7 protein-coding genes and 1 pseudogene are annotated in these 10238 nt (G+C 64.1%); 3 read left to right on the forward strand and 5 right to left on the reverse strand.

All coding sequences use genetic code 11. From position 1 onward, the window contains the following. Positions 1-104 precede the first annotated feature (104 nt). The 4 genes from J5474_RS22200 to J5474_RS22215 form a co-directional block, all read right to left on the reverse strand. Positions 105-2522 (reverse strand): aerobic carbon-monoxide dehydrogenase large subunit, encoded by a 2418-nt coding sequence (locus J5474_RS22200; RefSeq protein WP_209364177.1) that lies wholly within the window; start codon positions 2520-2522, stop codon positions 105-107. Continuing rightward, the gene (locus tag J5474_RS22205) at positions 2519-3013 is read right to left on the reverse strand and encodes a (2Fe-2S)-binding protein (RefSeq protein WP_209364178.1); all 495 of its coding nucleotides are present in this window, start codon (positions 3011-3013) and stop codon (positions 2519-2521) included. Before J5474_RS22205 ends, J5474_RS22200 begins: the two co-directional genes overlap by 4 nt. Positions 3014-3017: 4 nt before the next feature. Beyond that, complete coding sequence (locus J5474_RS22210; RefSeq protein ID WP_209364179.1) at positions 3018-3854, reverse strand: FAD binding domain-containing protein; 837 nt, start codon at positions 3852-3854, stop codon at positions 3018-3020. A gap of 214 nt (positions 3855-4068) precedes the next feature. Then, on the reverse strand, positions 4069-5193 hold the full coding sequence (locus J5474_RS22215) for an MHYT domain-containing protein (protein ID WP_342454088.1): 1125 nt from the start codon (positions 5191-5193) through the stop codon (positions 4069-4071). Between the two features lie 228 nt (positions 5194-5421). Between J5474_RS22215 and J5474_RS22220 the strand changes: the two genes are divergently transcribed. Continuing rightward, complete coding sequence (locus tag J5474_RS22220) at positions 5422-5946, forward strand: PAS domain-containing protein (RefSeq protein WP_209364182.1); 525 nt, start codon at positions 5422-5424, stop codon at positions 5944-5946. A 20-nt stretch (positions 5947-5966) separates the two neighbouring features. Then, on the forward strand, positions 5967-9362 hold the full coding sequence (locus J5474_RS22225; protein WP_209364184.1) for a CheR family methyltransferase: 3396 nt from the start codon (positions 5967-5969) through the stop codon (positions 9360-9362). Here the strand turns inward: J5474_RS22225 and J5474_RS22230 are convergent. Further along, positions 9347-9757 carry a hypothetical protein gene (locus J5474_RS22230; protein WP_209364186.1) on the reverse strand — a complete coding sequence of 137 codons (411 nt, stop codon included), beginning with the start codon at positions 9755-9757 and terminating at the stop codon, positions 9347-9349. The two genes, J5474_RS22225 and J5474_RS22230, sit on opposite strands and share 16 nt — an antisense overlap. Before the next feature lie 314 nt (positions 9758-10071). On the opposite strand from J5474_RS22230, the pseudogene J5474_RS22235 reads away from it, so the two are divergent. Further along, positions 10072-10238, forward strand: a pseudogene (locus tag J5474_RS22235) (IS5/IS1182 family transposase); the annotation flags it as partial.

Genomic DNA, 10238 nt, shown 5'->3' on the forward strand with positions numbered 1-10238 from the left:
CCCCCCCCCCCCCCCCCCCCCCCCCCCCCCCCCCCCCCCCCCCCCCCCCCCCCCCCCCCCCCCCCCCCCCCCCACGGTCGGATCGCGGCGCGATCCGAAACCTTTCACCCATGCAATCCCAGATCCTCCGCGATCTTCCACACCCGCCAGTGGTCGTGCGGCATATGCGATTGCACCAGTCCGAACGCCCGGAAGGCATCGTGCACCGCGTTGGAAAAGGCGGGAACCGAGCCGACGTTGGGGCTCTCGCCGACACCCTTTGCGCCGATGGGATGGTGCGGGGAGGGCGTTACCGTGAAATCCGTGGTCCAGGTCGGTGTCTCCACCGCCGTGGGTACAAAGAAATCCATCAACGTCGCAGTCTTGTGGTTGCCCATGTCGTCGTAGGCGATCTCCTGGCCCATGGCGATCGCGTAGCCTTCGGTACACCCACCATGGACCTGTCCCTCGATGATCATCGGGTTGATGCGTGTGCCGCAATCGTCCAGCGCGTAGAACTGGCGCACCGAATGCTCACCCGTGTCGACGTCCAGCTCCATCACGCAGATGTAGGCACCGAAAGGGTACGTCATGTTGGGCGGGTCGTAGTAGCTGACCGCCTCCAGCCCCGGCTCCACCCCCGGAATGGCCTGGTTGTACGATGCGAATGCGATCTCCTTCATGGTCTTGAACCGCTCCGGGTTTCCTTTCACGGCAAAACGGTCAACGTCCCATTCCACGTCATCATCGTGCACCTCCAGCAGGTAGGCCGCGATCATCTGCGCCTTCGCCCGGATCTTGCGCGATGCCATGGCGGTTGCCGCCCCCGCGACCGGCGTGGACCGCGACCCATAGGTGCCAAGCCCGTAGGGCGCGGTGTCGGTGTCGCCTTCCTCCAGCGTGATGTCATCGGCCGGAATACCGATCTCCGACGCGATGATCTGCGCAAAGGTCGTGGCATGGCCCTGGCCCTGGCTGATCGTGCCAAGCCGCGCGATGGCGGACCCTGTCGGGTGGATGCGGATTTCGCAGCTGTCGAACATCCCCAGCCCGAGGATATCGCAGTTCTTCACCGGGCCGGCACCGACGATCTCGGTGAAGAAGGTCAGCCCCACGCCCATCAGTTTGCGCGTCTTGCCGGCCTTGAAGTCCTCGACCCGCTGCGCCTGTTCGGCGCGCAGGCCCTTGTAGTCGACCGCTTCCAGTGCCTTTTCCCAGGCGGTGTGGTAATCGCCCGAGTCGTATTCCCATCCCAGCGCCGACTGGTAGGGAAACTGCTCTTTCTTGATGAAGTTGATGCGCCGCAGCTCTGCCGCGTCCATGTTCAGCTTGATCGCCAGCACCTCGATCATGCGTTCGATAAAGTAAGCGGCTTCTGTCACGCGGAAGGAACAGCGGTAGGCCACGCCGCCCGGCGCCTTGTTGGTATAGACGCCGTCCACGGCGAGATAGGCCGTGGGGATGTCATACGACCCGGTGCAGATGTTGAAGAAGCCGGCCGGGAATTTGGTCGGGTCTGCGCAGGCGTCGAATCCCCCGTGATCCGCGGTGACGTGGCAGTGCAGGCCGGTGATCTTGCCCTCCTTCGTGGCGGAGATCTTGCCTTTCATCCAATAGTCGCGGGCGAAGGCGGTGGACATGAGGTTGTCCATCTTGTCCTCGATCCACTTTACCGGCTTGCCCGTCACGATGGAGGCCACGACGGAGCAAACGTAGCCCGAGTAGGCCCCGACCTTGTTGCCGAAGCCGCCGCCGATGTCGGGCGAGACCACGCGGATCTTGTGTTCGGCAATGCCGGAGATCAGCGAGACCACGGTGCGGATCGCGTGTGGCGCCTGAAATGTGCCGTACAGCGTCAACTTGCCCGTCACCTTGTCCATCGACGCGACGCAGCCGCAGGTCTCCAACGGATTGGGGTGGGTGCGATGGTAGTAGACCATCTCCTCGGCCACCACATCGGCTTCGTTCAGCACCTTATCTGTGGCGTCCTTGTCGCCCTGTTCCCAGGTGAAGATGTGATTGTGGTGCTTGCGCGGGCCATGCGCGCCCTCGGTCTGGCCTGCCAGATCCTCGCGCAGAACGGGCGCGTCGGGCTCCATCGCCTTGAAGGGGTCGGTGACCACCGGCAGGTCCTCGTAGTCCACCATCACCGCCTCGACGCCATCGGCGGCGGCGTAGCGGTCGGTGGCCACGACAAAGGCGACCTCCTGGCCCTGGAACAGCACCTTGCCGTCGGCAAGCACCATCTGCTTGTCACCCGCCAGAGTCGGCATCCAGTGCAGCCCCAGCGGGCGCAGGTCGTCCGCCGTCAGAACCGCCAGAACGCCGGGTATTTCCAACGCGGCGCTGGCGTCGATCGATGTGATGCGCGCATGCGCATAGGGCGAGCGCACGAAATCGCCGAACAGCATCCCGTCGAGCTTGATATCGTCGACATAGTTGCCCTTGCCCTGGGTAAAGCGCACGTCCTCCACGCGCTTGCGCGCGCAGCCCATGCCCTGGAGGCCGGCCTTGCGGTCCTCCTGCGAAACCTCGTCCTTCATTCCGCGGCCTCCTTCTGGGCGTTCAACTGATCCGCCGCCGCCATGATCGCCTTCACGATGTTCTGGTAGCCAGTGCAGCGGCAGAGGTTGCCGGCGATGCCAAAGCGGACCTCTTCCTCGGTGGGTGTGGGGTTCTCCTGCAGCAGGCGGTGCGCGCGGGTGATCATGCCCGGCGTGCAGTAGCCGCATTGCAACCCGTGGTGTTCACGGAACATTTCCTGGATCACACCGAGCGATCCGTCGGCGTTCACCAGCCCCTCAACGGTGGTGACGTCTGCGCCATTGGCCTGCGCCACGAAGACGGTGCAGGATTTGACGGACCGGCCATCCATGTCGACGGTGCAGGCACCGCAATGCGAGGTGTCACAGCCGATGTGCGGGCCGGTGACGCGGAGGTTTTCCCGCAGGAAGTGGATCAGCAGGGTGCGTGGCTCCGCGAGCCCCTCGACCTCCTGCCCGTTCAGGGTGAACTTGACGTGCATCTTGCTCATTTTCTTATCCTTTCGCCCGGTCCGTGGCGCGCTGCATGGCGCGGCGGATGACGACACCCGCGACGTGGCGTTTGAAGGCGATGGGACCGCGCATGTCCTCCTGCGGGTCGATGGCGGCAAGCGCGGCGGCCACCGCGCCATCGAGATCGCCAGAGGCCAGCGCGGTGCCCGCGTCCTCAGCCCAGATTGGCGTGTCGGCCAGGTTGGTCATGGCGACCGACGCTGTGCCGCCGCCGACGATCACCGCGCAGGCCGCCGTGGCATAGTCACCGATCTTGCGCTTTTGCTTTTCGTAGGCGTAGCCGGTGCCCGGCGCGGGCAGGGAGATGCTGACGGCGGTCAGGATTTCTTCGTCACCGCGCGCGGTGAAATAGGCGCTTTCGTAGAAATCGCGCGCCTTGATCTGGCGGGCGCCATCGGGGCCTTCGACGGTATAGGTGGCATCGAGGCATTGCATCAGCCCCGGCATGTCGTTGCCCGGATCGCCGTTCGCCACGTTGCCGCCGAGCGTGCCGCAGTAGCGCACCTGCGGATCCGCGATCAGCAGCGCGCATTCGCGCAGGATTGGCAGGCGCCTGGCCAGTTCCGCGTGCGTGATCAGTTCGTGCTGGGTGGTCAGCGCGCCGATTGTCACGGTGTCGCCGTCGATACGGACGCCGCGCATCGTTTCGATGGACTGCAGGTCGACGAGGTGGCCGACGTCCGCCATGCGCAGCTTCATCATGGGGATCAGGCTGTGCCCCCCGGCGATCACGCGGGCTTCGTCACCATGCGTGGTCAGAAGCGAAATCGCCGACGCGAGGTCGGCGGGCCGGTGGTATTCGAACCCGGCTGGTATCATGAATGGTCCCTCCCGTTGATCATCATGATGGGTGTCCCGATGCTATCGGGCATGGCGGTGCGACCAACGGAAGGGCCATGAAGCACGGGGGCTTTGCACGAAATGCGATTGGGCCGCACGAGCTGCGACTGCGCGTAACCCGTGATTAAGCCATACCGGCCCTCACCTCATGCGTGCGTTCGCAGCATTTCCTGCGGCAGCGCGGCGGAGTCGGTCAGAGCCCCAGCGCGTCCCGGACCGCGTGCAGGCGGGAGCGGCTGACCGGAACCTTGGGTAGCGCACCGGTGCTTTCGAAGAAGCACACGCCGGTGTCCTTCGTCCTTTCGAAGCCGGTGACGTGCCGAGGGTTTATCAGGTAGCTGCGGTGGGCCCGGATGAAACGGGAGGGGGCGAGGCGGGCCTCGGCCTCCGAGATCGACCAGGGGCAGAAGAGCTTGTCCTTGCCGGCGTAGAGGAATGTGTAATGCCCCTCGGCGCGCACGGCGGCGATGGCGCCCCGGTCGAGGAACTGCGTCCGGCCTTCCTTTTCGAAGGGTACCGGTTGCGGGGGCGCAGGTGTGGGGGTGGGCATGGCTGTGGGGGTGGGCATGGCTGTGGGGCTGGGTATGGCCCCAGCCTCCGGCGCGGGTTCGGGCGTGCGCGGTGCGGACGCCACCGATATGGCGGGCGGTTCGAGGAAGGAAACCCCCGTCAGCAGGAACATCCCCGAGATCACGAAGGTACAGAGGGCGACGCCCATGGCCATGACCTCGTTGGAGATTTCCGGCCCCACCGCTTTGGTGTCGCCGATGACGAACCCGGTCCCGGCCATGGCGATGTAATGCACCGCGCCGACGGAGAAGGCGAAACAGACGGTGCCGAGCAGGATGTTGCCCTTTGTCCGGGCGCCATAGGCCACGTGGATGGCGAGGTTCGACAGCACCATTGCACAGAGGACGGCGACGACCAGCCCGCCGGGGGCAAAGACCGGGCGGCAAAGCTCCATCCCCATCATGCCGACGTAATGCATGGCGACGATGCCGAGGCCGGTGATGGTCCCGGCGGCGGTCAGCGTGCGGCGCGTGCGCGGCAGGAAATGCAGGATCAGGAGCGCCAGACCCACCATCAGGATGGCGATCAATGCCGAAATCAGCGTCATCAGCCCGTCGTAGTAATACCGGATCGGCAGCTGCAACCCCAGCATGGCGACGAAATGCATCGACCAGATGCCGCCGCCCAGAACCACGGCGGCGATGGCCACAATCACCTTGCGCTGCGGCACGGCCAGCCGCGATGCGCCGCGTGTGATCGACAGACCGCTGAAGGCGGCCATCAGCGCGACCGCCAGCGAGGCCAGCACCAGCCAGACATTATGCGAAACCTCGAGCAGCTCCGGCCCTCCCCCTTGCGCTCTGGTTAAGGGGTAAGCGAAGCGCCCGTACCGCGCAACACCCACGCGGGGGTGACGGTGGGGATGCAATTGCATGGTTTCGCGGGCTTTACCCCTTGTCCGCTTGTTTCCCGCCTTACATGCTGATCTGAACCTTTCCACGTGCGCCCGTCACCATTCGTCCGGACATCCCTGCCCATGCCGCTTCCCGAACCGATCGAACGTTTGCTGGCCATCAGTGGCGTTGCGATCAGCGTCGGCGATCTGCGGTTGCCCGATTGCCCGCTGGTGATGGCGAACGCGGCCTTCCTGAAGATCACGGGCTATACCCTCGACGACGTGCTGAACCGCAACTGCCGTTTCCTGCAGCCGGCCGAAGGCGCCGGGCCGGTGCGGGAGCGGATGCGCGCCTTTGTCGACGGGGCAGGGCGGGCGGACGAGCAGTTTGTGGTCCCCAACCAGCGCAAGAATGGGGAAGCGTTCCTGAACCTTGTCTATATGTCACGCCTGAAGCGAGAAGGGCAGGACGCGCTGATCCTCGCGTCGCAGTTCGACCTGACATGCGCGACGGATGTTTCGGCGCGTACCTACGCGGAGGCACTTTCGCGCGATGTGCGGGGCCTGCGCGACGTGCTGGAACCCTCCCGCTGGGAAGTCGCCACCAGTTTTCCGATTCTGGCCAACACCAATTCCCTCATAGCGCGCACACGTCTTGATGAATGAACCCGATGCCTGAAGAAACCATGACCCAGACCTTTCCCATCGTCGGCGTCGGTGCCTCGGCCGGGGGGCTGGAGGCGCTGCGCGTCCTGTTCTCCGGTCACGACCACGCCACCGGCATGGCCTTTGTCGTGGTCCAGCACCTCGATCCGAACCATGAATCGCTGATGGCGCAGCTGATCGAGCGCTATACCGCCATGCGGGTGACACAGGTCGCCGGCGGCGAATTGCTGGAGCCGGACCACATTTACGTCATCCCGCCAGGGCACGGGCTGGCGGTGCGGGGCGAGACGCTGCACCTGACAGAGTTCGTCGACCCGCGCGGTCTGCGGCGCCCGATCGACGACTTCTTTGAATCGCTTGCGGTGAATTGCGGTCCACGGGCGGCCTGCGTGATCCTCTCGGGTACGGGCGCGGACGGGACGCGCGGGCTGCGGGCGATCAAGGAACACGGCGGGCTTTGCGTGGTGCAGGAACCCGAAACGGCTGCCTATTCCGGGATGCCTGATTCTGCCATCGGCACCGGCCTTACCGATTTCGTCGCCCCGCCCGAAGAGATCCTGTCCGTCCTCGGCAAATTCTTCGAATTCGCTCAGGAAAGCGGTGGCAGCGGCGAGAGCCGCGAAATCCTCGACTACATCGGCGATATCTGCGAGGCCCTGTCAGATGCGCTGGGGCATGACTTCTCGCTGTACAAGCGTTCCACCCTGTCGCGGCGCATCGCGCGTCGGATGCAGGTGCTGGGGATCGAGGCGCCGAAGGACTACGTGCGCCGCCTGCGCGCGGATCCGGAAGAAGCCACCGCCCTGTTCCATGACCTCCTGATCAACGTCACACGTTTTTTTCGCGATCCGGAGGAATTCACCCATCTCGACACCCTGGTGCTGCGCCCGCTTGTGGAACGCTGCTCGTCCGACGACGAAATCCGCATCTGGATACCGGGGTGTTCCAGCGGCGAGGAAGCCTATTCCCTCGCCATGCTCCTGCATGACGCCATGCAGGACGCCGGACGCTGGCCGCTGGTGCAGATCTTTGCCACCGACATCGACGGCAAGATGCTGGATATCGCGCGGGCGGGGGCCTACCCGCTATCGGCGCTGCCGGATATTCCGGAGCGGTTCCGGAACCGCTACACGGTGGCCGGCAGCACGAATTTCACCATCACGCAGTCTATTCGCGATATGGTGCGCTTCAGCATGCACAGCCTGATCAAGGATCCGCCGTTTTCTAAGGTCGACCTTGTGTCCTGCCGAAATCTGCTGATCTATTTCGACGAGACGCTGCAACGGCAGGTCGTGCCCCTGCTGCATTTCGCCCTGCGCGAAGACGGCCACCTGTTTCTTGGCTCATCGGAGGCAATCGGACGGTTCGAGGATATCTTTCGCATCGAAAACCAGTCGGCCCGCATCTTCCGGCGTGGCAAGGCGCGGGGCAACTACGGCTTTACTCTGCCGAAACGGAGGCTGACGGCCCCCTCCCCGCCGCGCGGCGGCAAGGTGCAAAACACCGCCGGGCGTCGCGTCTATCCCCCGGAGATCGAAGCCCTGCGCCGCCTCGCCGAGGGCTACGCCCCCGTCAGCATGGTGCTGGACGAAGGCGCCCACCTGCTGCACCGCTTTGGTGACGTGGGACGGTTTCTTGATTTTCCCGACCGTACCGACCGCAAGCTGCATGTCCCAAGCCTCGCAAAGCCGGGCCTGCGCGAGGTCATCGGTGGGCTGGTGCGCAATGTCGTTTCCACCAACCGGCGCATGAAGGTACCCGAGGTGATGGTGCGCACCGGACTCGGCACGCTGCCGTGTACCCTGCTGTGCGAACCCCTAGACGAGGGCACGGTCCTTGTCGTCATTCGCGAAAGCGGCGATCTGGACCCCTCTTTCACCGATGGTTTCGAGGAAATGACCCCCGGCGACGGGCATGTGCGCTACCTGGAACAGGAACTGCAAAGCACGCGCCACCGCCTGCACACTGCGGTCGAGGAGCTGGAGACCACGAACGAGGAGCTGAAAAGCTCCAATGAAGAAATGATGTCGATGAACGAGGAGCTCCAGTCGACCAACGAGGAGCTGACCACCGTCAACGACGAACTGAAGACGAAGGTCGATCAGTTGACCGTGGCCAACGCCGACCTGTCGAACTTCTTCAATTCGACAGAGCTGGTGGTGGTCGTGGTCGATGGCCGGATGCGGCTGCGGAGCTACACCGAAGCGGCCGCAGGTCTGTTTGGTCTCGATTCCACCCAGATCGGAGAGACCTTTTCGGATGGGGCCGGGAAGCTGGATCGCGGCGGAATCATGGATGGGCTCAAGAGTGCCGTGAACAGCATCGAGGCGCGCGAATTCCGCATCCATTCCCGCGCGTTGGGGCAGGATTTTGTCGGGCGGGCGCTGCCGTACAAACGGCAGGACGGGGAATATGACGGCGCGACCCTGGTTCTCGCCGACGTGACCGAGGTGCTCCGGCTGGAGCGCGATCTGGAGGAAGAGCGCGAGCGTCTGCGGCTCGCGCTGGAAGTGGCCCGTATCGGGATCTGGGAATACGAACCCGAAACCGACAACACGCGCATCGACGAAACAGAGCGGAGCCTTCTGGACCTCGGGCCGGAGGATGGCGACCGCATGGAGCCGATCCTCGCGCGGCTGGCGGACGACGATCGCGACCGGGTAAACCGTGCGTTGCGGCAGGCCATGGACGGAACGCGGGACTTCGATGAGGTGTTCTCCATCCCGCTGCGCGAGGGTGGTACGCGCTGGTTGCACGGGATGGGTCGGCGCTTCGGTCCCGAAGTCTCGCGCAAGTTTATCGGCGTAACTTACGACGTGACAGCCGAACGCAACCTGCTGAACCAGCGCGAACTGATGATCCGCGAGATGAACCACCGGGTGAAGAACCTCTTTGCCATCATCTCGGCGCTGATTTCGATCTGCGCGCGTGAAGCCGTCGATCTGCAGGATTTCGCCATATCACTGCGATCGAGGATACGGTCGCTGGCGGAATCCCACGCGCTGACCAATGCCGGAGCGGAGATCCGGCGAGCCCGATTGTGGGAAATCATGGAAACGGTACTGCGACCCGCGCGGGAGGATCAGAAAATCACCTTGACTGGCGATAATGTGGAAATCGGCACGGAACAGCTGACCTCGCTCGCGCTCATCCTGCATGAATGGGGTACAAACGCGACGAAATACGGTGCGCTTTCCGTGGCCGACGGAATGATCGAGATCACTTCGGAAGTGGCCGGCGACCGACTGAAAATCACCTGGCAGGAACGCGGCATCGAGGAGGCCGCTGACGTGGGGTCGGGTTTCGGCAAGGCGTTGATCCAGGCAACGGCGCTGCAGCTACAGGCCGAGGCATCGGGCAAACCGACGTCGGGCGGCTACCGACGCGAGCTTTCGTTCCCTTACTCGGCAGCCTGATTCATACTCACCGGCTGCACAGCTGAGAGGGTGTCGAGCGCCTGCATGACTTGCTCCGGCATGACGGGTTTGTGCAGGCGCGGCTCTTCGAGGAAATCCTCGCAAAGGTTGGCGAGGCTGAGATCGCCACTGATGAAGACCACCTTCGTGCCGCGTGCGCGCAGCTTGCGGGCCAGGGGCCAGACCTGATGCGCACCGACGTTTATGTCGAGCAGGGCGAGTTCGGGCGTGGTGTCCGTCAACAAACGCTCCGCCTGATCGAGCGAGAACGCCGGCCCTAGTACGCGCCGCCCTGTGTCCTCGACTGTCGCGGCGAGGTCGAGTGCAATCAGCGCCTCGTCATCCACAACGAGGACTAGCCCCTTCTCCGCCGTTCTCGGCAATGCCTCGCTCATGATCATTTCTCCGAATGCCCTTCGACGATAATGCGGCAGATCGCAAAAGGTTCCAAAACAAAGGAAGGAGTCTTTGAAATGATGGTGGACGGGCCGTGGTCGTGGTTGATCCAATCGTGGACCGGGGGCGCGTCCGGACCGCCGGGCCGGGGGTCAGCCGGCCGGCGCCACATCCAGCCCCTTCACCCCGTGCTTCTCGATCATCCGGGCGATCAGGCCAGAGGCTTTTATGTCCTCGACCACGTCGCACGGCTTTGTTGCACAAATCCACGTCGGGGATTCACTGCGTGAATCCAGCATGATAGCGAGGGGCTATGAGTAGTTGGGCCCCTACGAAGTACAAGACGACGAACTGGCCATCGTACAACGACAGTTTGAAGCAGCGCGGATCGTTGTCGATTTTTTTCGACCCGGAGATGGTGTGGGCACCACCACCGAGCGGCAAACGCGGTCGGCAGCAGCAATTCAGCGACGCCGCCAT

It is taken from the genome of Sagittula salina (assembly GCF_017813235.1).
GTDB lineage: Bacteria > Pseudomonadota > Alphaproteobacteria > Rhodobacterales > Rhodobacteraceae > Sagittula > Sagittula salina.

Coding starts and splice junctions, on each gene's coding strand:
- J5474_RS22200 (WP_209364177.1), bottom strand. CDS start 2,522: ATGAAGGACGAGGTTTCGCAGGAGGACCGCAAGGCCGGCCTCCAGGGC.
- J5474_RS22225 (WP_209364184.1), top strand. CDS start 5,967: ATGACCCAGACCTTTCCCATCGTCGGCGTCGGTGCCTCGGCCGGGGGG.
- J5474_RS22220 (WP_209364182.1), top strand. CDS start 5,422: ATGCCGCTTCCCGAACCGATCGAACGTTTGCTGGCCATCAGTGGCGTT.
- J5474_RS22205 (WP_209364178.1), bottom strand. CDS start 3,013: ATGAGCAAGATGCACGTCAAGTTCACCCTGAACGGGCAGGAGGTCGAG.
- J5474_RS22230 (WP_209364186.1), bottom strand. CDS start 9,757: ATGAGCGAGGCATTGCCGAGAACGGCGGAGAAGGGGCTAGTCCTCGTT.
- J5474_RS22210 (WP_209364179.1), bottom strand. CDS start 3,854: ATGATACCAGCCGGGTTCGAATACCACCGGCCCGCCGACCTCGCGTCG.